This is a genomic window from Pseudomonas sp. DE0010, from assembly GCF_007680745.1.
In the GTDB taxonomy this organism is placed as follows: domain Bacteria; phylum Pseudomonadota; class Gammaproteobacteria; order Pseudomonadales; family Pseudomonadaceae; genus Aquipseudomonas; species Aquipseudomonas parafulva_B.
Window position 1 is genome coordinate 47,841 of sequence record NZ_VEJQ01000012.1, and the last position, 23,779, is coordinate 71,619.

The 23,779-nt window shown below is 59.7% G+C and carries 23 protein-coding genes and 1 riboswitch; of the genes, 11 read left to right on the forward strand and 12 right to left on the reverse strand.

Annotation, left to right across the window (positions count from 1 at the left end):
- The first annotated feature begins 77 nt into the window (after window positions 1–77).
- From ribE to FS767_RS11345, 8 genes are all read left to right on the forward strand, one after another.
- The gene (ribE, locus tag FS767_RS11310; RefSeq protein ID WP_023534949.1) at window positions 78–554 is read left to right on the forward strand and encodes a 6,7-dimethyl-8-ribityllumazine synthase; all 477 of its coding nucleotides are present in this window, start codon (window positions 78–80) and stop codon (window positions 552–554) included.
- Window positions 551–1,051, forward strand: coding sequence for a transcription antitermination factor NusB (nusB, locus tag FS767_RS11315; RefSeq protein WP_144965412.1), 501 nt, complete (start codon window positions 551–553; stop codon window positions 1,049–1,051). The genes ribE and nusB overlap by 4 nt, the downstream gene beginning before the upstream one ends.
- Window positions 1,052–1,069: 18 nt before the next feature.
- On the forward strand, window positions 1,070–2,044 hold the full coding sequence (thiL, locus tag FS767_RS11320) for a thiamine-phosphate kinase (RefSeq protein WP_144965530.1): 975 nt from the start codon (window positions 1,070–1,072) through the stop codon (window positions 2,042–2,044).
- The gene (locus FS767_RS11325; RefSeq protein ID WP_023535011.1) at window positions 2,041–2,544 is read left to right on the forward strand and encodes a phosphatidylglycerophosphatase A; all 504 of its coding nucleotides are present in this window, start codon (window positions 2,041–2,043) and stop codon (window positions 2,542–2,544) included. The genes thiL and FS767_RS11325 overlap by 4 nt, the downstream gene beginning before the upstream one ends.
- Before the next feature lie 13 nt (window positions 2,545–2,557).
- Window positions 2,558–3,298, forward strand: a complete 741-nt coding sequence (locus FS767_RS11330) for an ABC transporter substrate-binding protein (RefSeq protein ID WP_144965414.1) — start codon at window positions 2,558–2,560, stop codon at window positions 3,296–3,298.
- A gap of 133 nt (window positions 3,299–3,431) precedes the next feature.
- Window positions 3,432–4,049 (forward strand): GTP cyclohydrolase II, encoded by a 618-nt coding sequence (gene ribA, locus FS767_RS11335; protein ID WP_023534989.1) that lies wholly within the window; start codon window positions 3,432–3,434, stop codon window positions 4,047–4,049.
- Window positions 4,046–4,465: an MFS transporter gene (locus FS767_RS11340; RefSeq protein ID WP_144965416.1), complete on the forward strand. Its 420-nt coding sequence runs from the start codon at window positions 4,046–4,048 to the stop codon at window positions 4,463–4,465. The genes ribA and FS767_RS11340 overlap by 4 nt, the downstream gene beginning before the upstream one ends.
- A complete protein-coding gene (locus tag FS767_RS11345) occupies window positions 4,465–5,283 on the forward strand; it encodes a cobalamin-binding protein (RefSeq protein WP_144965417.1) in 819 nt (272 codons plus the stop codon). Before FS767_RS11340 ends, FS767_RS11345 begins: the two co-directional genes overlap by 1 nt.
- Here FS767_RS11345 and FS767_RS11350 read toward each other — a convergent pair.
- The 8 genes from FS767_RS11350 to FS767_RS11385 all read right to left on the reverse strand — a co-directional run bounded on the left by FS767_RS11350 (window position 5,255) and on the right by FS767_RS11385 (window position 14,540).
- The gene (locus FS767_RS11350; protein ID WP_144965419.1) at window positions 5,255–7,126 is read right to left on the reverse strand and encodes a TonB-dependent receptor domain-containing protein; all 1,872 of its coding nucleotides are present in this window, start codon (window positions 7,124–7,126) and stop codon (window positions 5,255–5,257) included. The two genes, FS767_RS11345 and FS767_RS11350, sit on opposite strands and share 29 nt — an antisense overlap.
- 176 nt (window positions 7,127–7,302) lie before the next feature.
- Entirely contained in the window at window positions 7,303–9,198 is a 1,896-nt protein-coding gene (gene dxs / locus FS767_RS11355; RefSeq protein WP_144965421.1) for a 1-deoxy-D-xylulose-5-phosphate synthase, read from the reverse strand.
- Window positions 9,199–9,316: 118 nt separating this feature from the next.
- A complete protein-coding gene (ispA, locus tag FS767_RS11360) occupies window positions 9,317–10,204 on the reverse strand; it encodes a (2E,6E)-farnesyl diphosphate synthase (protein ID WP_144965423.1) in 888 nt (295 codons plus the stop codon).
- Window positions 10,201–10,443 carry an exodeoxyribonuclease VII small subunit gene (locus FS767_RS11365; RefSeq protein ID WP_023534977.1) on the reverse strand — a complete coding sequence of 81 codons (243 nt, stop codon included), beginning with the start codon at window positions 10,441–10,443 and terminating at the stop codon, window positions 10,201–10,203. Before FS767_RS11365 ends, ispA begins: the two co-directional genes overlap by 4 nt.
- 126 nt (window positions 10,444–10,569) lie before the next feature.
- The gene (gene ribB / locus FS767_RS11370; protein ID WP_058638664.1) at window positions 10,570–11,220 is read right to left on the reverse strand and encodes a 3,4-dihydroxy-2-butanone-4-phosphate synthase; all 651 of its coding nucleotides are present in this window, start codon (window positions 11,218–11,220) and stop codon (window positions 10,570–10,572) included.
- Between the two features lie 80 nt (window positions 11,221–11,300).
- Window positions 11,301–11,442, reverse strand: a riboswitch (FMN riboswitch).
- 58 nt (window positions 11,443–11,500) lie between these two features.
- A complete protein-coding gene (locus FS767_RS11375) occupies window positions 11,501–12,421 on the reverse strand; it encodes an alpha/beta hydrolase (RefSeq protein ID WP_144965425.1) in 921 nt (306 codons plus the stop codon).
- An 80-nt stretch (window positions 12,422–12,501) separates the two neighbouring features.
- Window positions 12,502–13,848 (reverse strand): sensor histidine kinase, encoded by a 1,347-nt coding sequence (locus FS767_RS11380; protein ID WP_144965434.1) that lies wholly within the window; start codon window positions 13,846–13,848, stop codon window positions 12,502–12,504.
- Complete coding sequence (locus FS767_RS11385; RefSeq protein ID WP_144965436.1) at window positions 13,848–14,540, reverse strand: response regulator transcription factor; 693 nt, start codon at window positions 14,538–14,540, stop codon at window positions 13,848–13,850. Before FS767_RS11385 ends, FS767_RS11380 begins: the two co-directional genes overlap by 1 nt.
- 181 nt (window positions 14,541–14,721) lie before the next feature.
- Between FS767_RS11385 and FS767_RS11390 the strand changes: the two genes are divergently transcribed.
- Entirely contained in the window at window positions 14,722–16,896 is a 2,175-nt protein-coding gene (locus FS767_RS11390; protein WP_144965438.1) for a TonB-dependent siderophore receptor, read from the forward strand.
- Window positions 16,897–17,118: 222 nt separating this feature from the next.
- Here FS767_RS11390 and FS767_RS11395 read toward each other — a convergent pair whose 3' ends face one another.
- Genes FS767_RS11395 through FS767_RS11405 form a run of 3 tightly spaced genes read right to left on the reverse strand, consistent with a single transcriptional unit; the run spans window position 17,119 to window position 20,575 of the window.
- Window positions 17,119–17,964: a hypothetical protein gene (locus tag FS767_RS11395; protein ID WP_144965440.1), complete on the reverse strand. Its 846-nt coding sequence runs from the start codon at window positions 17,962–17,964 to the stop codon at window positions 17,119–17,121.
- The gene (locus FS767_RS11400; RefSeq protein WP_144965442.1) at window positions 17,964–19,145 is read right to left on the reverse strand and encodes a DUF3696 domain-containing protein; all 1,182 of its coding nucleotides are present in this window, start codon (window positions 19,143–19,145) and stop codon (window positions 17,964–17,966) included. Before FS767_RS11400 ends, FS767_RS11395 begins: the two co-directional genes overlap by 1 nt.
- Complete coding sequence (locus FS767_RS11405) at window positions 19,142–20,575, reverse strand: DUF262 domain-containing protein (RefSeq protein ID WP_144965444.1); 1,434 nt, start codon at window positions 20,573–20,575, stop codon at window positions 19,142–19,144. The genes FS767_RS11400 and FS767_RS11405 overlap by 4 nt, the downstream gene beginning before the upstream one ends.
- A 369-nt stretch (window positions 20,576–20,944) precedes the next feature.
- Here FS767_RS11405 and FS767_RS11410 point away from each other — a divergent pair, with 369 nt between their 5' ends.
- Entirely contained in the window at window positions 20,945–21,373 is a 429-nt protein-coding gene (locus FS767_RS11410; RefSeq protein WP_144965446.1) for a very short patch repair endonuclease, read from the forward strand.
- Between the two features lie 67 nt (window positions 21,374–21,440).
- Window positions 21,441–22,742: a DNA cytosine methyltransferase gene (locus tag FS767_RS11415; protein ID WP_256674261.1), complete on the forward strand. Its 1,302-nt coding sequence runs from the start codon at window positions 21,441–21,443 to the stop codon at window positions 22,740–22,742.
- Here the strand turns inward: FS767_RS11415 and FS767_RS11420 are convergent, their stop codons facing one another.
- The gene (locus FS767_RS11420) at window positions 22,743–23,597 is read right to left on the reverse strand and encodes a hypothetical protein (protein WP_144965451.1); all 855 of its coding nucleotides are present in this window, start codon (window positions 23,595–23,597) and stop codon (window positions 22,743–22,745) included.
- Between the last annotated feature and the right edge of the window lie 182 nt (window positions 23,598–23,779).

A 23,779-nucleotide genomic window follows, 5' to 3' on the forward strand; every position in this document is an offset into this window, starting at 1 on the left:
ACGCCCTGCAGCTCGAGTCCATACCCCTGTCGAGGCCGCCAGCAAGCGGCCTTGCGTTTGAAGATGAGAATATCGCAATGACCCTGAAGACTATCGAAGGTACCTTCATTGCCCCCAAAGGTCGCTATGCTTTGGTGGTTGGCCGCTTCAACAGCTTCGTTGTCGAAAGCCTGGTAAGTGGTGCCGTTGATGCCCTGGTACGCCATGGCGTCAGCGAAAACGACATCACCATCATCCGTGCGCCTGGCGCGTTCGAAATTCCGCTGGTTGCCCAGAAGGTCGCCCAGCAGGGTGCTTACGACGCGATCATCGCACTGGGCGCTGTGATCCGTGGCGGCACCCCGCACTTTGAATACGTGGCGGGCGAGTGCACCAAGGGCCTGGCCCAGGTGTCCATGGAGTTCGGTGTCCCTGTGGCGTTCGGCGTATTGACCGTCGACTCCATCGAGCAGGCCATCGAGCGTTCCGGCACCAAGGCCGGCAACAAAGGTGCAGAAGCCGCCCTGTCTGCCCTGGAAATGGTAAGCCTGCTGGCGCAGTTGGAGGCCAAGTGATTAGCGACGAAAGCGATCGTTTCAACCCGCGCGATCCCAAACCTGCGGATGCCGGCAAGCCATCGAAGAGCGCCAAGCGCCGTGAAGCCCGCAAGCTCGCGACCCAGGCACTGTATCAATGGCACATGGCGCAGCATTCGTTGAACGAGATCGAAGCGCAGTTTCGGGTCGATAACGATTTTGCGGATGTCGACGGCGCCTACTTCCGTGAAATCCTGCATGGCGTTCCGGCCATCAAGGACGAGATCGACGGTGCGCTCAAGCCCTGCCTGGACCTGAGCCTCGACGAGCTCGACCCGGTCGAACTGGCCGTGTTGCGTCTGTCCACCTGGGAATTCATCAAGCGCATCGACGTGCCTTATCGCGTTGTGATCAACGAAGGCGTCGAGCTGGCCAAGGTCTTCGGCGCCACCGACGGCCACAAGTTCGTCAACGGCGTGCTCGACAAACTGGCACCGACGCTGCGCGAAGTCGAAGTCAAGGCGAACAAGCGCTGATTGCGGCGCAGCCTGGCCATGGGTGAGTTCGAGCTGATCAACCGTTACTTCGCCTCCGCGCACTGTGCCGTGCACGGCGAGGGCGAAGGGGTGGCGCTGGGCATCGGTGACGACTGTGCCCTGCTGGATCTCCCTCCCGGTGAGCAGTTGGCCGTCTCGACCGACACCCTGGTAGCCGGCGTGCATTTCCCTGCCGTCTGCGACCCGAAGCTGCTGGGGCAGCGCTGCCTGGCCGTCGCTGTCAGTGATCTGGCCGCCATGGGCGCCACTGCGATCGGCTTCACGCTGGCCCTTACCCTGCCTGACGTCAGCCACGAGTGGTTGGAGGAGTTTTCGGCAGGGCTCAGCCGCATGGCACACCGCTGCCGCATGAGCCTGATTGGCGGTGACACGACCCGGGGTCCGTTGAGCATTACCGTGACGGTGTTCGGCCGTGTGCCCACCGGGCAGGCATTACGACGCACTGGCGCCCAGCCGGGCGACCTGCTGTATGTCGGTGGTTCGCTGGGCAAGGCCGCTGGCGCCTTGCCCCTGGTGCTCGGGCAGCGCCAGGCACCGCCGGCCGTGGCAGCGCAGCTGCTGGCCCACTACTGGGCACCCATGCCGCAGCTCACCCTCGGTGCCTTGCTCAGAGGGCACGCTACGGCGGCACTCGATATTTCCGATGGCTTGCTGGCCGATTGCGGTCACATCGCCAAGGCCTCTGGCGTGGCGCTGGAGGTGAACCTGGCACAAGTGCCGGTGTCCCCCGAAGTGGAGGCGTTCCTGGGGCGCGAGGCGGCCGTGCAGGCAGCGCTCACCGGTGGCGACGACTACATCCTGGCGTTCACGGCACCCCCGGACGCCTTGACGCACCTTGCGCACTTTGGCTTCATCCAGGTCTACCCGATTGGCCGCGTACTGCAAGGGCAGGGCGTGTCCCTGCGCGACGCGCACGGTCAGGACATCACGCCTCGGCAGCGGGGCTACCAACACTTTAGGGAGATACCGTGACCGACCACCCCAATCAGGTGCCTGCGGAGTTCGTTCCGCCATCGGTCTGGCGCAACCCTTGGCACTTCATCGCGTTCGGGTTCGGCTCCGGCACCTTGCCCAAGGCGCCTGGCACCTGGGGCTCGCTGGTGGCGATACCCTTCATTCCGCTCTGGCAGATGCTGCCCGATTGGGGCTACTGGCTGGTACTGGGTATCACCATGCTGTTCGGCTTCTGGCTGTGCGGCAAGGTGGCTAATGACTTGCGCGTGCATGACCATGAAGGCATCGTCTGGGACGAAATGGTCGGCATGTGGATTACGCTGTGGCTGGTGCCCGATGGCTGGCAGTGGCTGTTGGCGGGCTTTCTGATGTTCCGCTTCTTCGACATCCTCAAGCCTTGGCCCATCCGTTGGATTGATCGTCACGTCCATGGCGGCGTCGGCATCATGCTCGATGACGTGCTGGCCGGCGTCTTCGCCTGGTTGGGCATGCAGGTTCTGGTATGGGCTGTCGCATAGAACGGGGGCTGCCATGGTGCTGAAGGGTGTGCTGCTGGCATTACTGATGGTCGCGGCCCCGTGGGCGACTGCCGGCGACAGCCAACCTGACCAGGTTCACCTGGTCAGCGAGGAGTGGGCCGACTACACCAACGCAGATGGCACCGGTGTGGCCTGGGACGTGATGCGCAAGGTGTTCCAGCCCGCAGGGATCGAAGTCGTGCCGCAGAGTGCGCCCTACAGCCGTGCCATTGGCCTGGTCAAACGTGGCGAGGCTGATGCCTGGGTCGGCTCCTACAAGAACGAAAGTGAAGACAACCTCTACCCTCGCTGGCATTTCGACGTCGATCATATCTACGCCCTCGGGCTTGCCAGCAAGCCGGCCCCCACACTGGCAACCATAGGCGACTATCGCCTGGCCTGGGTGCGTGGCTATGCCTATGGCAAATACCTGCCCCGCGTGCGGGAGTACCGTGAAATCCAGCGGCGCGAAGGCATTCTGCCCATGCTTGAGCATGACCGGGTGGACTTCTATGTCGACGCCATGACCGAAGTGGACTACGTCATTGGGCAAAGCTCGCAACCTGATCGATTCCGGCGTACCCACGTGGTCGAGCTGCCCATGTACCTGGCGTTCGCCCGCAGTGAACGGGGTGAGGCACTGCGTGATGTGTTCGACAAACGCATGGCCGAACTGGTGCGCAGCGGCGAACTCAGGCCGATATTCGAGCGTTGGAAACAGCCTTATCCTTTCGATACCAGCGCCAAGCCGTAGCGCGTTGCGCATAACCGCACCTGCCACGCATCGAGGTTTTCGATAATAACCGGCGGTATACTGCCGGAGCACTGCCCGTAAGCTGCTGATACAATCGGTCCATTGAAATTCCCACTTATCCCAGGAGCACAACGTGCCCGTCGTCTTTGTTGCAGCCTCTAAACTCCCGACGCCTTTCGCGACTTTCACCATGCACGGCTTTCTGGATGAAGCCACCGGCCGCGAGCACGTGGTGCTCAGCCTGGGTGATATCGCCGATGGGCAGCCGGTATTGGGGCGCCTGCATTCCGAGTGCCTGACCGGCGACGCCTTGTTCAGTCAACGCTGTGATTGCGGTTCGCAACTCGAAGCTGCCCTCCAGGCGATCGCCCGAGAAGGCCGTGGCGTGCTGCTTTACCTGCGCCAGGAAGGCCGTGGCATTGGCCTGCTGAACAAGATCCGCGCCTACGAACTGCAGGACGGCGGGGCGGACACGGTCGAAGCCAACGAGCGCCTCGGGTTTGCCGCCGACCAACGCGACTACGCCATCTGCCTGCCCATGCTCGAGCACCTGGGAGTCAAGGCGTTGCGCTTGATGACCAACAACCCGCGCAAGGTCAAGGCCCTGACCGACATGGATATCGTGGTAGCCGAGCGTGTGCCGCTGCATACCGGGCACAACCCGCACAACAGCCATTACCTGGCGACCAAGGCCGGCAAGCTGGGCCATATGCTGGGCAACGAACACCAGGGCGAGGTGCCCCAGGCGTGACCCGTGCCGAGGTCAAGCGGCGTCTTGCCCTGGCCTGGTGGCAATACCTGGCAGTGGGCCTCGTGCCGCTGCCGGTCATGGCCTGGGCCTTTGGCGGTGGCGAGGCGATGATTCCCATGTTGGCCATGCCGCTGTTCATCGCTGGCGCAGCCACGTTGTTTCTCACCTTGCCGCGCTTCGGGGCCTACAAGCGCGCGCTGATTGCCACCTCCAAGGCACTCGGTACCGAAGCCGAGCCTGCTGCATGGATCGAACTGGCTCGCGTGCGGCGCCTGGCCATGACCTATGCCTGCTTCCCCGCCTGGGTAGCCGCGGTGTCGGTGCTGTTAGGGCTGGAGACCGTCCCGCAGGTGCTGCTGGCCTTGTCCACCGTGGTGTTGCTGTACCTGTACCGCCTGCCGCCTCAGCTCGGCTGATGCGCCGGCTCATTGCGGGGCTGGCGCTTCTGGCCTGTAGCCTGGCGAGCGCTGGGCCAGTGCGCGTCGTCAGCCTGGCACCGTCGATGACGGACATCATGCTCGAACTTCAGGCAGGCGATCTGCTGGTGGGGGTGCTCGATGGGGGGGAACGGCCCCCTGCGCTGCGAGCGCTACCCTCGGTGGGGCGCTATGGCCAGCTGGATATGGAGCGCTTGCTCAGTCTGCGCCCTGATTTGCTCTTGCTGTGGCCGGGCAGCGTACCCCCTGCGCAGCGCGACCAGCTCAAGCGTCTGGGCATCCCTACTTTCAGCGCAGAGCCCCGCGGCATCGAACAGTTGATTGGCCAGATCGAAGAAATTGCCGAGCACGTGGGCCGCGCTGATCAAGGGCGCCGCTACGCTCACGCCTTGCGAGCACGATTGAACGCACTGCGCCAGCAATACCGCCGTGACAGGCCTCTGCAGGTCTTCTACCAAGTCTGGGATCGCCCTTTGTACACCCTGGGTGGGCAACAAGTGATCAGCGATGCATTGGCCGTCTGTGGTGCGCGGAATGTCTTTGCGGATTTGAACCCGGCAGCGTCACAGGTGAGCGTGGAGTCGGTCATCGCCCGCGACCCCGACATCATCCTGGCCGCCGATGTGCAACAGTTGGCCAGCTGGAAGGCCTGGCCGATGCTGCGCGCGGTGGCGCAGGACGGGTTGCTGGTGGTACCGGACAACGGTATCGAGCGCCCCAGTGGGCAGATGATCGAAGCGACGGCTCGCCTGTGCGAACTGCTAGCTGCTAGAGCGCCGGTGTCCAGGTCACGCTGAACAACAACGTGCGCCCTTCTTCCCGATAGGCGTGGGGGTTGCCCTCGTAGCTGTACAGGGCGCGGCTGTAGCCACGGTCGAACAGGTTGTCCAGCTTCGCCTCCACCGTCAGCGCCTCGGTGGCTGCCCAACTGCCGCGCAGGCCCAGCAGCCCGTACCCACCCAAACGGCTGCGGTTGGCTTCATCGTCGTAGCTGCTGCTGACGGCTTGCACACTGGCACCGACGCCGAAGGGACCCACACGGCGGTCCAGGTCCAGGCTCAGGGTGCGGCGTGCCCGTCGGGCCAATGTATGGCCACTGTCGCGGTCACGGGGGTCGATCATCGCCAGGCCCAGCTGGCTGCTCCAGTCGCCCCACTGCTGGGCCAGGGCCAGCTCTACACCGTCGACGCGCGCCGAGGCTACGTTGCGGGGGATGGCATCCTGGCCGAACACGATCGCATCGCTCAGGTCGGTGCGGTACAGGGACGCCTCCAGGCGGGTGTCGGGAGACAGCTGGCTGCGCCACTGCACTTCATGCGTCCTGGAGTGCTCGGGGTCCAAGTCAGGGTTGCTGAACTGCGGGTAATACAGGTCGTTGAATGTCGGGGCCCGGAAGCCTTCGCTGTAGGACAGCACCACATCATTGCGATCATCCAGCGCAACGGTCACGCTGCCACTCCAGGTGGTATGGGTGCCGAATTGCTCGTTGCGGTCCTGGCGTACGCCCACTTCAGTGGAGAACAGCGGGCCTTGGTAGCGATGCTGAAGAAACACCGCTCGATTCCAACGGCTGTCCTTCTCGAAGTCGGTGCTGGCGTGCACGCGGTCCTGATACCAGTCGGCTCCGGCGAGCAGGCTGTGCTGGTCGTTCAGGGCCAGATCGTTCTGCCAGGTCATCTGGTCGCGGTAGGTGTTGAACACAAAGCGTTCACTGCTCAACGTGTCGCGCTTGTCGTCACGGTTTTCGCTGTGCGCTACCTCCAGCCGCGTGTGCCAGTTGTCGTTGGGCTGGGCGTCGAGGTAACTGCCCAGGCTGGCGACACTGAAGTCGGTGTAAGGCTGCTGGCCGACGCTTTCGTAGGTGACAGGGTCGAAGCCGCCGAATGGGTTGTCGTATTGACTGCGGCCCTGACTGTGCAGCAGGTTCATGCCGACTTCCACGCGCTCGCCGAGCGTCTGGCTCAGGCTGAAGTTGAGCGATTTGTTACGGTAAGCGTCATGGTCGGCGTCGCTGCCGAACGACGGTCCTGTTGAATCGATGCCTGCCGTTTCGTCCAGGCTTGCGCCCAGGTTGAAGCGCGTTGAGCCGTCGGCGCCCGACACACCCAGGCTGCGCTGGAAGGTTTTTCGGCTACCGGCGGCCAGACGCACACGCGGGTGCAGGCCATCATCGACGCTGCGCCGGGTGAACACCTGGATGACCCCGCCAATGGCATCGCTGCCATACACCGCCGACCGGGAGCCGCGAAGCACTTCGACACGCTCGATCTGGTCGACGTTGAGAAACTGCAGGCCGCTGTCGCCTGAGGTCGCGTTGGCGATGCGTACACCATCGACCAACACTAGCGTTTGCGCAGTCTTCGTGCCGCGAATGAAAAGGCCTGGCAAGCTGCCGCGTCCGCCGGTCGGTGCCACTTGCACGCCCGGCACGCGGCTGAGCAAATCCATGACGCTGCTCGGTTGCAGGCGGTCGATATCGGTCCGGGTGAACACGGTATTCGCAGCACTGGTGGCGGTGCGCGACTCTACCTGGCGGCTGGCGCTGATGAGCACATCAGGCAGTTTAAGGGCTTCGTCGCGTTCGGACGCCAGCAGGGGCAGAGGGAGGCAAAGCAGGGTGGCGAGGGTCGGGCTTTTCACGGGCGGTACACGTCTGCGAAGTCTGCGCACTCCAACACGACGGGGCCCAGCGGAGAAAGGCCCTTGCCCTCAGAGTCGCCATGAACGAAGAAAAAGCCGGCAATCACCAACCTCGTTGGGTAAATGAATGCCGGCTCGTTTGGCTGAGCAACAGGGCTGCAGCGCAGCCCTGCACATCAAAGCCCCAGCTTGACCATGCGGGCTTTGACGCTCGCTTCGATGCCCGCTGCATCCAGCCCGCACTCTGCCAGCATCTGCGCAGGCTTGGCGTGTTCGACATAGAGGTCCGGCAAGCCCAGGTGCAGCAACGGCTTGACCACCGCCTCCCTGGCCAGGCACTCGCCTACGGCAGCACCGGCACCGCCCATGATGGCGTTCTCTTCGATGGTTACCAGCAGTTCGTGGCTACCTGCCATTTCCAGCACCAGGGATTCATCCAGAGGCTTGACGAAGCGCATGTCGACGACCGTGGCATTGATCTGTTCGGCCACTTGCAGGGCTTCGGCCAACTGTACGCCAAAGACCAACAGCGCGACCTTTTCACCCCGGCGACGCACCACGCCCTTGCCAATCTCCAGCGGTTCCAACCCCTCGTCGACAGCCGCGCCAGGGCCTGTACCGCGCGGATAGCGCACGGCAGCCGGGCCGTTGTACAGGTGGCCGGTGCTGAGCATCCTGCGCAGCTCGCTTTCGTCGCTGGGCGTCATCACCAGCATGCCAGGGATGCAGCGCAGGTAGGACAGGTCATAGCTGCCGGCATGGGTCGGGCCGTCTTCACCCACCAGACCGGCCCGGTCGATGGCGAACAGCACGTCCAGGTTCTGCACGGCCACGTCATGAATCAACTGGTCGTAGGCCCTCTGCAGGAAGGTCGAGTAGATGGCCACCACCGGCTTGCTACCTTCGCAAGCCATGCCCGCCGCGAGGGTGACGGCATGCTGTTCGGCAATCGCCACGTCGAAGTAGCGTTCAGGGTAGCGCTCGCTGAACGCCACCAGGTCGGAGCCTTCCTTCATGGCCGGCGTGATGCCGACAAGGCGATCGTCGGCAGCGGCCATGTCGCAGAGCCACTGGCCGAACACGGCGGAATACTTCGGTCCGCTGGCCAGTTTCGGCGCAACCGGCTTGTCCACGGGCTCGAGCTTGGTGATGGCGTGGTAGCCGATCGGGTCGATCTCGGCCGGGGCGAACCCCTTGCCCTTTTTGGTCACCACGTGCAGGAACTGCGGGCCCTTGAGGTCGCGCATGTTGCGCAGGGTGGCGATCATCGTGGGCAGGTCGTGACCATCGATGGGGCCGATGTAGTTCCAGCCCAACTCTTCGAACAGCGTGCCGGGGACCAGCATGCCCTTGGCATACTCTTCGGTACGCCGCGCTATTTCCCACGCACCTGGCAGGCGCGACAGCACTTTCTTGCTGCCTTCGCGCATGCTGGTGTAGGTACGGCTGGAGAGGATCTTGGCCAGGTAGTTGGACAAGCCCCCCACATTGCGCGAAATCGACATGTCGTTGTCGTTGAGGATCACCAGCATGTCGGCGTTGACTTCCTGGGCGTGGTTCAACGCCTCGAAGGCCATGCCCGCCGTGAGTGCGCCGTCGCCGATGACCGCAATGGACTTGCGAGCGCTGTTTTGCAGGCGCGCCGCAATGGCCATGCCAAGTGCCGCGCTGATCGATGTACTGGAGTGACCGACGCCGAAGGTGTCGTACACGCTTTCGCTGCGGCGCGGGAAGGCGGCTACGCCGTCTTTCTGGCGCAGGCTGAGCATGCGGTTTCGGCGGCCGGTCAGAATCTTGTGCGGGTAGGCCTGGTGACCCACGTCCCATACCAGCCGGTCATCGGGGGTATCGAAGACGTAGTGCAGGGCGATGGTCAGCTCGATGACGCCCAGGCCGGCACCGAAGTGCCCACCGGTCTGGCCCACGGTATACAGAAGCTCCTGGCGCAACTCGTCGGCCAGGGTCTCCAGGTCGGCTTCGGCCAGGCGGCGCAAGCCATCTGGCGTGTCAGCGCGGTCGAGCAGCGGCGTGACCGGGCGTTCGCGGGGGATCTCTTGAAACGTCGTGGGCATCAGGCGAGTCGTTATAGGTGTATTAAGACGCGGCAGTTTACCCCATTGTAGGAAAAGCTGCCCATTCAGACGGGTGACGCGCGGGCGGCTTCGCAGCCATCACGCGGTACTCACCAGGTCAGTTGCGGCGTTCGACGATATAGCGCGCCAGGGCTCGCAGTGGTTCGGCCTTTTCGTCGAACCTTTCCAATGCGACCAGTGCCTGGTCGCGCAGTTCGATCGCGTAGGCCTTGGCCGCCTCCATGCCCAGCAGGGCAGGGTAAGTCGGCTTGTCGCGGGCGATGTCGGCGCCCTGGCGTTTACCCAGTGTAGCCGTATCGCTTTCCACATCCAGGATGTCGTCCTGAACCTGGAAGGCCAGGCCAATGGCCTGCGCATACACCTGCAAGGCATCGAGCTGCGCCTGGTCGGCACGGGCACTGGCCAGCCCGCCCAGGCGGACGCTGGCTTCGATCAGGGCACCGGTCTTGTGCCGGTGCATGAACGCCAAGGCCTGCTGGTCCAGCTTCATGCCCACCGAACCCAGGTCGATGGCTTGCCCGCCCACCATGCCAGCGGGGCCGGCGGCCGTGGCCAGGGCCTGCACCATGGCCAGGCGAAGTGCGTCGGTCTGGGGGCTCAGGTGGGGGTCGAGCAATGCGTTGAAGGCCAGGCTTTGCAGGCCGTCACCGGCCAGAATGGCGCAGGCCTCGTCGAACGCCTTGTGTGTGGTCGGCTGGCCGCGACGCAGGTCGTCGTCGTCCATGGCCGGCAAGTCGTCATGGACCAGCGAGTAAGCGTGGATGAGCTCGACTGCGCAAGCGGCGCCGTTGGCGTGCTGCGCCGGAGCGCCCAAGGCCTCGCAGGCCGCATAGACGAGCAGCGGGCGTACGCGCTTGCCGCCGTTCATCACGCTGTAGCGCATGGCGGCATACAGGCGCTCGAGCTCGGGAGTGGGGGCGATGAACAACGGCTCGAGTGCGCCATCGACACGGGCCTGGCAGGCGGACTGATAGGCACCGATCATGCCTCGGGCTCCACGTCGAAGGGTTGGGCGGTCAGTTCGCCATCGCGCTCCAGCAGCACCTGCACCTTTTGTTCGGCCTGAGCCAGGGCGCCTTGGCAATCACGCGTCAGGGCAATGCCTTGTTCGAAAGCGGCAAGCGAGTCCTCCAGGGACAACTCGCCGTTCTCCAGGCGCTCGACCAGTGCCTGCAACTCGGCAAGGGATTGCTCGAAATCAAGGGAAGCTTTTTTGCGGGCCATGGCGGCAGTCTCGGCGGTAGTCTGAACGCCGCGACACTAGCAGAGCAGGGCGGGGTGAGCAAACCGCCATTGGCACGGCAGCGCCGGGTTGGCGCCACCGTCCAGGCCCTTGCATGGCCAGGTCGATCAGATCGCCGGAGCCGTTTGCGCCTGCAGCGCCAGTCGATACTGCGCCAACTCATCGATGGTCAGCGTGGGCAGGTTGTACTGGCGCGCATAGACGGCCACTTCCTCGCCGCGAGCCATCGTGCCGTCAGGGTTCATCAATTCGCACAAGACCGCTGCCGGCCGCAGCCCGGCCAAGCGCGCCAGGTCAACCGACCCTTCGGTGTGGCCGCGACGCGTGAGCACACCGCCATTGCGCGCGCGCAGCGGAAAAACATGCCCAGGGCTGACAATATGCCGTTGCTCGGCCGAAGAACGCAGTGCAGCGGCGATCGTGGTGACCCGGTCCTGGGCGCTTACGCCAGTGGTGATGCCCTCGGCAGCTTCGATGGTGACCGTGAACCCGGTGCCGTGGCGGGCCTGGTTGTTCTGGACCATGGGTGCCAGTTGCAGCTCATCGACCGTTGCCTCGTCCAGGCACAGGCAGACGATGCCGCTGCAATCGCGGATCATCATGGCCATGGTCTGCAACGAAATGTTCTCGGCAGCGGCAATGATGTCCGCTTCATCTTCACGGTCGTCATCATCAAGCAGCAGCACGGGGCGGCCGGCCTTGAACGCGGCGATGGCGGCGGTGACATTGGGAAAGTGCACAGGGTGCAAAGTAGACATGAAACGCTCCTCGTAAGTGATCGATGAACGTCTCGGGGCGAGCAAAATGCGTGCGCAGGGGTACCCATGGGGCCCCTGCCTGACGCCTTCTTTCATCCGGACTATGACCGTCGGCCCTGGAATCTCACCAGGTCTGCTGACCTCCGGCACAGCCGGAGCGCTCGCGGGCTCATCTTTCGATTTACCGCCGGTGGGGACTTTCACCCCGCCCTGAAGACCGGGCAAGCATACCGCACCCGGTGCCTGGGTTGGCAACCCGCCGTCATGATCGGGGCCGCTGTCAGCGGCTGGGCGAGGTGCCCTGCGGTGCTGCTTTGCTCAGGCTATCGATCAGCCAGTGCAGCGATGCCGGAAGCATCGGCCCATGCCCAAGGCCGTCGAACTGCTTGAAGGACACCTGCACCCCCTTGACCTGGGCCAGGCTGGCGGCGAGGCTCCGTGCCGTCTGATCGGCGTGGGGCTGGGCCGGTTCGCGGGGGCTGGCCGGCTCCAGTGAGCCGCGCATCAACAGCACGCGCGGCTGGGCATCCCCCAGCTGCGACGGCAGGCCTGCCGCTTCGCGCAGGATTGCGCCGTCATGCCACCACAGCGAGGGGCTGGCTGCCGCATAGACGGCGAAAGACTTGGGCCGGGTGAAGAGGGCATGGAGCACGGCCAGGCCGCCATAGGAGTGTCCCCACAGGCTCTGCTGCCGGGGGTCGATGCTCACCAGCGCTGCCAGCCTCGGGCGCATGCGCGTCTCCAGCAGGTCGAGAAACGCATCCACCCCGCCGCTGGGCTGCCCGGTGAGGGGGTCGCGCTGCTCGGTCTTCCCGGCAAGCGCCGGCGTGTAGTCGTAGGTTCGACTGGCTCTGTCGATGCGCTGGTGGGTCTGGTAACCCACGGCGACCAGTACGGGGGCCTGGCCGGCGGCCAAGGCGTCGAGGCGTTGCCGGTCCAGGGCGCCCAGGGCTGCGTTGCCGTCCAGCATCCATAACACCGGGTAGCCGGTTGCGGGGGCGGCGCGCTTGGGCAGCCCTACCCATAGTCGGTAGTGACGCGCGCCGTCTGCCGAGTCGAGGTCCAGTTGGGTGAATCGGTAGGCCAGGTCCTTGCGTGCCAGCAGCGTCGTATCCATCGGCTGGTCATGCTCAGGCTGGGCCGTGGCGGCACCGGTCACAAGGGCCAGCGCAAACGCCAGGCCCCGGATCATTCTGTTCATCAGGCATCTCTTCACGGCATTGCAGGCACTGCAACTCAAGCAGCCAGATGATAGTCAGCCTCCAACACGCGTAAAGCGCCTTAACTTTCTAAACCGTTGGCGCTGGCCGGCAGGGTCAGGTGCAGGTGCAAGCCTGGGTGAGCATTGCAGGCCCAGAGTCGGCCACCCTGCAATTGCACGGCGCGCCGGGCGATGGCCAGGCCCAGCCCAAAGCCTGCGCCGCTGGGGCTCAGCCGCTGGTAGGGTTGAAAGATGCGCTCAAGCGCTGCCTCGGGCACGCCGGGGCCTTGATCGCGCACGCACAAGTGCCAATGCGCGCCTTCGCGCCAGCCCTTCAGGCAGACGGTTCCATCGGGCGGAGAGTGTCGGATGGCGTTTCGCAGCAGGTTCTCCAGCGCCTGGGCCACGCTGTCCAGGTGCACCTGGACCACGCAGTCCTGCCCGAGCGTGCATGGCAAGCGCGCGAGGCTCCAGCCACTTTCGAAGCAGATGTCCTGGCACAGCGCCTCCCACAGCGATGTCATCAGGACCGGTTCGGTGGCCAGGACGGGCTGTTCGGTGTCCATCCAGGCCAGGTCGAGGGTGTCTTCCAGCAGTTTCTGCATATGGCTGGTTTCATAATCCATGCGCGCGCGTAGCTGGGCGGCAGTCAAGTTGCTGTCATGGGCAATACGCAAGCGTGCCAGCGGCGTACGCAATTCGTGGGACAGTGTGCGCAATAGCAGCCGCTGCTGTTCCAGGCTCTGGCGCAAGCGATTGGCCATGTGATCGAAGGCCTGCGCCAGCTCGCCCAGCTCATCGCGCCGGTCTTGCAGGGGCAGGCCTGTGCTGTCCAGGTCATTGGCCCGCAGCGCGTCGGCGCGGTCACGCAGGCGGTTCAACGGGGCGACAAGGTGACGGTACAGTGCCAGCCCCATCAGCAGGGCCAGCAACGCCGGCGCCACGCCGTGGGTGACCAGGTGAGTCCAGGGTGTCAGCCCGGTAGGCAGTAGCCGCTCGGGCAGTTGCATGACCAGGCGCCCGTGTTCGGGGTGGCGCGGGAAGGCAATGCTGACGTAAGGCAGTTCGCCTTGCAGGCGGCGGCTCATGGGCCAGTTCAGCTTGCGCATGAAGGTCAGGTGACCTGCCTCCTCGGCTGTGAGCGGCGTGGTGCCCAGGCTTTGCAGGTAAGGGCCGACGACCGCTGCCCAGGTGTCCTCGGTCATTTGCACCTGCTTGCGCCAGGTCTCGACACCCACGGCTCCCCCTTGCTCCCAGGCCAGCTCGGCCTGCCCGGCATAGCGGGCCAGGTAGTCCTGGTCGGCCTGGCCCAGGAAATAGGTGCTGCGCTCCACCGTCAGGCCCCAGGTCCAGATCAACCAGGTGAGCAGCAGGCAGAAGCTGACCTGCAGCAGGGCCAGCTTCCACAGCAGCGGATGTCGCCGCATCAGGCTGGGCTCTGCACGACCAGGACATAGCCTTGGCCTCGCACAGCCTGGATGAGCAGATGCTGTATGCCGATGTCCGCCAGCTTGCGGCGCACGTTGCACACATGCACATCCAGGCCTCGATCCAGTCGCGTGTAGCCACGGTGCAGGACGGTCTGGTACAGGAAAGGCTTGCTCAGCGGCTCCCCGGCATGGGCGTGCAGGGTGATCAACAAGCGGAACTCCGAGCCAGTCAACCCAGCCGGCATGCCGTTGTGCATGACGTCCTGGGCAGCGTGGTCAAATACGGGCTCATCAGTACGCGTCGCCACGGGCGGCGTGCTGTGGAAGGCGACCCGACGCAACAGTGCGTCGACCCGTGCATCCAGTTCCGCCAGGCTGAAGGGCTTGGGCAGGTAATCGTCGGCACCCCGGGTAAATCCGGTGATGCGGTCCTGCTCGGCACCCAATGCCGACATGAGAATCACCGGTACGGCCTGCTTGCGCCGCAGTGCATCGAGCAGGCTCAGCCCGTCGAGACCTGGCAGCATGATGTCCAGCAGCGCCAGGTCGAATACGCATCGGTGGGCATCGGCCAGCGCCGCGTCGCCCGTCGCGCATGCGTGTACCTCGAAGCCACGGTCGATGAAATGGCGGTAAAGGTCGTGGCGTAAGCGTGGGTCGTCTTCGACCAGCAGCAGGGAGGTGGGCACGGCGAGCCTTGAATGAGAATTTATATCAGTTGCAAATCATCCCACCGGACTCGACCCTAGGCAATGGCCCAATGTGTTAAGAAGGTTAATGCTGCTGCATGCCCTGTACCTGCTCCGGTATCGTTCGCAAAAAGCAATATGTTTCGTTTGCGAATTACTATCATATGGGCAAGGGTGCGGCATGAACGTTTTCAGTGGGGCAGGGCGCGCGCGGCGCGTGCGGGGATGGCTGGTGGCAGGGCTGGTGGCGCCGTTTTCACTTTCGGCATTGGCGCAAGACGTAGCCGTGGTGATGAACGCCGACGATCCCCTCGACCTGCCGGCATTGACCATCGAGGGCAATCGGCTGTACGACATGCTGCCCTCCGAGGCCACTGGCGGGTACAGCGTGGACGCCGCCACCGTGGGCACCAAGACGCCAGCGGCCTTGAAGGACATCCCACAGTCGATCACCGTCTATACCCAGGATTACGTCAAGGATCGGCAGTTCGTCCACCTCGATGACCTGGCCAAATACACGGCCGGCCTGCGTACCCTGACCAACGACAGTGGTCGGTCATCGATCTACGCCCGTGGCTATGAGTACAGCGAATTCAACATCGACGGCCTGCCAGCACCGATGGCGAGCATCTTCGGGACCGTGCCATCGCTTGTGGCATTCGACCGTGTCGAGATCATGCGTGGCCCGGCCGGGCTGTTCAGCAGCACCAGCGAACTGGGCGGCATCGTCAACATGGTGCGCAAGCGGCCCACGGCCGACTTTCAGGGGCATGTCGAGGGCTACTACGGTACCTGGGATACCAATCACCAGGAACTGGACCTGAGCGGGCCGCTGGACGAAAACGGGCGGGTGCGCGGGCGCTTCATCGCCTCGCGCGACGACACCAATGGCGAAGTCGATTACAACGCCAACACCAGCAACAGCTACTACGGCGCGCTGGATGTCGACCTGGACGAGGCCACTACCCTGTCGTTCGGCCTGATCCACGAGGTCAAGAACATTACGCCGCATAATGGTTACCCGGCAACGTTGGACGGCAAGGTGCCTGACTTCAGCCATTCCCGTTTTCTGGGCGCAGACTGGAACGCGTTCGACGGCAAGACCACCGACCTGGTCGCTGAGCTGACCCATCGTTTCGACAACGGTGGCTATGGCCGCATCGCTGCACGCGGATCGCACCGCGATACCAACTATCTCTACGCGTTCACGGCCACAAACCCCACCACGGGCAAAAACTCCGAACGCGCCAGTGCGCGCGATTTCACCCAGGACACCTACGCAGTCGATGCCAGCTACAGCCAGCCCTTCGAGACCTTTGGCCAGGTCAGTGAGTTCGTCGTTGGCAGCGATTACAAGAACTACGACACCGAGTACCTGAACGGGGCCACGACGCTGGGCAACATCAACGTCAACACTTACTCACCCAAGCAGTTCGCCAAACCCGCTGCGAACTACACGACCGAGACGGGCATGCAGGAAGAGGAATACGGCTTGTATTCCAAGGTCACCTTCCGCCCGGTCGAGCGCCTGGCGTTGATCGCCGGCGGGCGGTTCAGTTGGTACCGTGGCGATTTCTACACCACGACCCTCAAGACCGGTGTCACTGCGGACGATAGCAAGCAGGTCGATGGTCATTTCACACCCTATACCGGTGCGGTCTACGACCTGTCCGAAAACCATGCGCTGTATGCCAGCTATTCGCAGGTGTTCAAGCCGCAATCGGCGACCGATGGCGACGGCCGAGTACTCAAGCCACGCGAAGGCGAGCAGTACGAAGTGGGTATCAAGAGCAGCTATTTTGGTGGCGCGCTCAATACGCGCCTGTCGGCATTTCGCCTGACCGACGAAAACCGCGCCACCACCCGTTACGACAGCGAAGGCGTCGCGACCAAGGACTCGGTGGCTGCCGGCAAGACACGGGTCAAGGGTGCAGAAGTGGAAGTCAGCGGCAAGCTGACCGATAACTGGGAGCTGCTGGGCGGTTACACCTGGATGGACACCGAAACCGTGAAGGGCGATGCCGAAACCACGTTCTTCATCATGCCGCGCCACCAGGCGTCGCTGTGGAGCAAATACACCATCAGCCAAGGCGCACTCACCGGGCTGGCCATCGGTGGCGGCGTCTCGGCGATGAGCAATTTCCACTCGGAAAACGGCGGGGTACGCATCGATGCGCCAGGTTATGCCACCGTGGACGCCATGCTTTCCTACCCGGTGACCTCCAAACTGACTGCCACCGTCAACGTCAACAACCTGTTCGATCGCGATTACCTGTCGCGGGTGGGTTCGACGTCCACGTTCAACTTCTACGGCCCGTCGCGCAGCGTGCTGATGGGTGCGCGTTACGATTTCTAAAGGCGTGTGCTAAAGGACAATTCGGCGGCGCCTACCTATAGGGTCTCGCCGCTTTGTTCTGGCATTAAAAGCCGGCTTGTGGCCGGCTTATTTATGTAATAAAAGCCATATTTTACTGGGTTTTTTGGTTTCCGTCCATTTTGTCCCCCCATTTGTCCCCCCAGGTGGTTTGCGCGCTGTAACCTTCCGTCGCATTTAACCGCTAGCGCGTATCATTTTTCACTAGAGATGTTCACCTGCATGACCGATCAGTAGCTGTCCTTCAAAGGTTGCGTGTGATCTCGGATTAAAGTAAATGCGATGAAAGTAGAAAGTGCTATCTCCTGCCACATCGGATTGAGTGAGTTTCATGTGTGGCTCACAAAGCACATTCTCTGAACGACCATCAATAGATTTGAAGGAAAAAGTAAGAGCAGGCTTCCTAGAGCCATTTCCTTCCTGTGTTGTGGAAATACTGCTTTGAGCCGAAAAAGCCTTAAGATACTGGGTGAGGTCTCCGCCGTCCCACTGCCAATAATCGTTTAGGGCGGACAAGCAGTGTACTAGTACTATCGAATGCCGTTTGTAGCCTCCTTCGAATGTGTCGATACAATGTGGGAAGGCGTCACTGAATTTGAGCCGTGGAAATGCCATCCGGAAATCGTCGCAGAAAGCATCGGATCCTTGGGGCTCGGTAGCCAGCGATTTTCGCACGTGATTGTGCCAGTCGCCATAACTGTTTAGTGCGTTGGCCTCGGTATCGCCAAAAGGACCAAGGATGCTTTTTATCGTTGCCTGAGCTATCGTTGCTGAAGTTGCCTGTCGCGCCTGATCAAGAGCAAGCTGAAGAAGTTTTATATTGTCACGCGAAAGAAGATCTCCATGGTTTTCATAGAGGAGTTGCCACACGAGAAGTCCAGGCTGAATTTCTGCGTCATACACTTCATCATCCCTATAGATGGGCTCACCTGTACTCAATATGTACTGATGGAGTTCTAGGGAATGTTCGACGCTCTCTGTAAACTCGGCAGGAGGCAATGTACGAGGACATGCGTAGCGGCTTGCACAATGGTAGACGATACGAGGCATTATATTGACTCTGGATTTGATCGTTTGGCCCGGCGCGCTTTCATGAGCTTTGTGAGATCTTGGCCTTGTTGGTCGAAGAAGCCAACTGGCCATTCACTAAGTTCTGCCAAGGCATCTACAGAGATATTATCTATCTGGGGTTGAGTACTTCCATCCACTGAGGAAAAGAAGAATAGTGCTATTTCGTGGTGATCAATGCCGCCGTTGATGGCAGCAAGGCGTACACCGTTGATAACATTTTCTGAGTGGGTTTCAACGATAACCTGTACGCCGGAACTTGCAACATGCGCTAAAAATTGACCAACTGCTGATTGGGCAGCTGGGTGCAAGTGCGCTTCTGGGTTTTCGACAATCAGCATTGAACCCGCAGGGGCCAGTAGTCCGCTGACTATTATCGGCAGCACATAACTAATGCCAAATCCTGTATTAGTCGGCGATAATGGGGCAACTGGCGTGCCGGCTTTCTCAATGCTCAAACGTACTCGATTGATCTCGGGATAGCTTTGAGTTATCAAACGAATATTGGGGACCAGCAGCCTCATCCAGCCTTCCAGTTGAATCTTGAATAGATCTGAGCCTTCAACAATACAGAGATGCTCATGAACTGAGAGGTTTTCAGCGCGCGCTATCGCGTCGGCTGTGTGCTCACCTGCCATGCCTGTGTTTACAAAATGTTCGGCAGAAACTTCGCCAAGGTCGCGAGGCCCATTGCGCTCAGCGACGAGATAGTGGAATTCCCCAGAGAATACAGGCAGAGTCCCACCTCTGTTAAGCATTGCGTTAGAATTTGAGCCCGTGTGATGACCGGTAACCGTAACGGAGGCTGCGGTGTCAGCAACGAATGTCACGGATGCGGAATGCTCTGGAATATCTGCTGATTGTACTCCGATTTCAATTTCATTGGACTCGAGTTCAGCATTGGTGAGAGTTAAAGTATTTCCTAATGCCAGCCTATAAGGACCATTTAAGCGAACGGGGAAATCCGCTGAATTTCCCGCCGCTAGGGCTCCCAGATCATCAAGCACACGCAGCTGATCGGCTGCTTGCCTTAGGAGCAGCAGGGACTGAATCATGCTAGATTTTCCAACTCCGTTCCCACCACTTATAACAGTAATAGGCTTTAACGGTAGTTTTACGTCTTTAAAACACTTAAAGTTACGTATGGTGAGCTCGCCGATCATGGAAGGTACTCATCACAAAGTTTTTGAACAGCAAAAAAGCTGTAGGCCAGACGCTTCCTATCATTGGTGCCTGAGGTTACCGAGTCAAAAAAAGTCGAGTCCGATTGGAGAGCGCTAGCTAGATGAATAGCTAGTTGGCCGGGAGCTAGGGTTTTAACGTCAGCCTCAGAATATCTAGTCAAAATGGTGGACCATGTTGTAAACAAAGAATTGTTTATTAATCGTCGCCGAGCTCCTTTTACTAGATCCGCCGGAAGGCATTTTCGAAACGCAAATGATCCAAATAAGTGCTCGGAATTCTGCATTGATTGTAAAAAGTCGTATGTGACCTTGCGGAAAAGGTTGGGAGAGGCGTTGTTTAGCAGATCAACTGCCTGGTCTAGAAATCGATCCATATTGCCCTGATATTCACCTAAGGCGTCTAGGTGAGAGAGTCGGAAGGCAAGGGAACGAAGAACTAACTCTTGATCTTGCATGCGCACGCTGCCAACACTTCCACAGGTCGCCTTAAGGAAAGCGCTTGATTTTGAAAGTTCGCCGATCAGATTCCTTGTCTCCGCAGACGACATGCAATTGCGAATTTCTTGTGCATTGAGTGGTCGTCCACCTTGGTTGATTCGCTTAAAAATATCGAATTTCACATCGGAAGGTGTTTGCGGATCAATGATATTCATCATGAGCTGAGTTTGAATGATTCTCTTTCGGTACCGCTGGTCGATGCACTCCTCAGGAGAGTCATGCCGAAATACCTTTCCTTCCTCATCCTTTAAATATTCTAGATTTTTAAGGCGGAATTTGTTATCCAAAAATTGACGTATTACGGTTAGGCGCTGCAAGCCATCTACTACATGGAGGCGTCCAGTTTTATCTTGTGCCATATAGAAGACGGGTAAAGGTATCCGCAGCATAATTGATTCAATGAGCCTGGATCTTGCGCCAATATCTGTCCAAACGAACTGGCGCTGGAAGTCTGGCGATAAGTTTATGTCGCCATCTTTAATCATTTCGTAGACTAAGCTGATGTTGAAAGGCTTCGTGTCGACACGGATAGTTTCAGGGTCGTAAGGGTAAGTTTTTAACTCGGAAATGTCATCAAGACTCGATTCCGAAAACTCTACTCCACCTGCTTCTTGAAGGGCGACATCAGAAAATGCTGCAAGAAATTGCTCGGTAATTTCCTCGCTTGTTGACGAAATGGGAGCTGAGGCCGAGGCCTCAAGCTGGCCGTCAGCATTTTGAACAATAGATACCACTGGCGCTCCCGGTGCGGACCGCCACACCGTCGCACCTCCAAAATCGCCATCGCTTTTAACGAGCAGGACCGCAATCTGTCCGTTATTTTCAGTCCGTAGCTTTAGCAGCAAAATTTTACTCCAAGGCGTAGCTATCAAAAAATATTTTAGATTATGTAAAAGGACATCGCGAGTCACGGGGCTAGTCTGATGTGTGATGATGCTTCCAAACCGAGTCGCGCTTCAAGGTGCCAAGCTACGACATCGATGAGCTTAGCTCGAGGTGAGCGTTGTAGAGGTCCGTCAGTCAGCAGACCTCAGAGCTTGGATACCGCATGCCTTAGGTGAGGCGCTGAGAGCTTTCTGTCAGCTTTCAGCCCGCTAGTAAGCCAGTCCCCCTAAACCTAAAGATTTTCAGGGGCTGCTCGAATGGTGCAGATGAGACTGCGAGCCAGGTTGCTGACACATCCAGCCCCCAGTTATCAATCCTCAAAAAGGATGGCAAGGGTTAGGAGGGCTCAAGCCCCCACCTTTCGTAGCGCAATATCTTCTGCATTTGGAGGATGTATGCCTGACCTCGGGTCTACAGCACAGCGACGCAAAATCATGCAATCCGTCGACACCGCAAACACGGGGCCGGAAATGGTGGTACGTTCAATCCTCCACGCCATGGGCTATCGATACAGGTTGCATCGGAAGGATTTGCCCGGAAAACCAGATATCGTTTTTGCGAAAAAGAGTAAGATCATCTTTGTTCACGGCTGCTTTTGGCATGGGCATGCTTGCCCAAAGGGGCGCCTACCCAAGAGCCGCCTGGAGTACTGGGAACCTAAAATTGATCGTAATCGCTGCCGGGATCGCAGTACCGAGGAAGCCCTTCGTCTCACGGGGTGGGACGTTTTGACCATATGGCAGTGCGAGCTCAAGGATCTTCACTCCTTGCGGTGTCGTCTGTCGGCGTTCCTTGGTCCTTGCAAAAAACCGATCGACATCTGATCCAGAATCGCGTAAATTCCACGCCTCGTATGAAGGCGAAGATTTTCTCGCCGAGGGAGGAATGCAGATGACACGACCAATTGGAATAGATCTCTTCGCAGGGGCTGGTGGAATGTCCCTGGGCTTCGAGCAGGCAGGCTTTGACGTGGTTGCTGCCGTTGAGATCGACCCAATCCATGCTGCCGTCCACTCTTACAATTTCCCCAACTGTGTGGTGATTCCTCAGTCGGTATCCTCATTGACTGCTAAGGATATTCGTGATGCTGCGAACATTGGCCGCCGAAACGTAGATATCGTCTTTGGTGGCGCGCCGTGCCAAGGCTTTAGCCTAATGGGGCAGCGTGCCCTTGACGATCCGCGTAACTCGTTGGTCAAAGACTTTGTTCGTATTGTCGTAGGCTTGGAATCCTCATATTTTGTTTTTGAGAATGTTAAAGGCATTACGGTTGGTCGACATAAACAGTTTCTTGCTGAGCTCATCGAGGAGTTTCAGAGCAACGGCTATGACGTTCTGCCCTGGAGAGTACTCAATGCAGCAAACTATGGCGTACCGCAGGAACGAGAGCGCTTGATTCTGATTGGAGCTAAGCGCGGACTAAGACTTCCTGAGTATCCGGAGCCGACAACCAGATCGCCTAGATCCTCTCTGCTACTCGATACACAGTTGCCAGAAGGACCGTCCTGCCACGATGCTTTGGGAGATATTCCTGATGCAGAAGACTACGATGCGTTAATCGAAAGTGACTCAACAGCCGTCAAATGGGGACGCCCGAGTGCCTATGCCAAAGTTCTTCGCGACATGGTTGCCGAGTCGACCTACTACGGCTACAAAAGAAACTGGAACAAAGAGCTACTAACAAGTAGCCTTCGCACGAATCATTCTGAAATATCTCGTGCTCGATTTGCGTCAACAGAGATGGGCCAGGTAGAGCCTACCTCTCGATTCTTTAAGCTGCACGCTAATGGGGTGTCTAATACGCTTCGTGCGGGCACTGATTCTGCCCGGGGCGCATTCACAAGCCCTAGACCCATCCACTATAAGTACCCGCGCTGCATCACCGTGCGAGAAATGCTTCGTCTACATGGATTCCCTGATTGGTTTCGCACGCATGTAACGAAATGGCATGGTGCGAGACAGGTCGGGAACGCTGTTCCTCCGCCACTGGCTCGAGCAGTTGCAGCAAGTATCATTGACGCTATTGGCTGGGTGCCCTCCAGTCCTGCCGGGGTTATTTTGATGGGGGATGAGCGACTACTTTCCATGGACATGGGGCAGGCCTCTCGCCATTTCGAAATTAATGTTCCAATCAAGCAGCGAGATCGCAAGGGAACGCCAAAACCTAGGCCGTCAGTCACTCAGCCCGCGTAGTTAAATGCCCTTTACCTTCGGCTGAAGTACGAACATAGCGTCTCGATGGAATGTTGGGACGCTAAACTGAACCAACGAATCTCTAGTCACTGCTGCGAATTCTACCACATAAATCCCTTTGTTTCTGATCGCTACAATGGCTACAGGGATGACGAGATCAGTATCAGTTGACTCGAAAGCGGCTATCACCTGACGGCCAATTTGTTCGGTTAAAATGCGTTGATTACCTTGTTTAGCTTCCACGGTAATGAGTACTTCAGACTGTTTTCCATCAGGTGCGGCGTGCAGCGCTCGGAATAATGCATCTATCTGAACCTTTCTCAGTTTGATGTCCATTTGCAGGTGGGTGAGCTCCAATGCATCAATCTGGCTGCTTGCTGCGTTAGCAAAGTGGCTCTCGATGATTCGTAGATTCACGGCTACTTGAAGCAGCCATGATTCATCTGTCCGACCTAGCGCTTTTGACGCCAGGGGTAGGCTGAGGCTTTGCACCGGGAAGCTTGGCGTAGAGTCAGATGGAAGAAAATCTTCGTCGAGACTGTCCAGGGCTCCAGCTATCCCGTGAACAAACTCGAAAATTGCTCCATCACCTGTCCTTTGCACCCCGCCGATCCCCAAATCCTTCAGTCGTTGCGGCCAAATCTTGGAGGCGCTTTTACCCCTGACAATGTCCTTCATGAAATTGAACGGGTTTGCGTCTAGCTTCATTTTGATGCCGTGGTGCTCTGCGCAGTAGCGTTTCGCCTCTTGAACGTCTGCTGCGCTGACCAGTGTGCGTGAGAGCGTCTTGGTCTCTTCGTCGTAAAGCGTCTCAAATATCCGCTCGATGATTATCGTTTTCTCGCTGACGGCCATCCACCAAGCTCCATCTAAATTTATGATTTGGAATGGTAGCAAGAAAGATCTGGGACGAGGAGGGCGAATTTCGGCAATCTGCTGGCTACAGGCGAGCGCGATGATCTGTTATAGGAAATGCTGGGGGCACTTCAGAAAGCAGTAGGCAGCGCTATTATTAAGAGGATGGCTCAAGTGTGTAT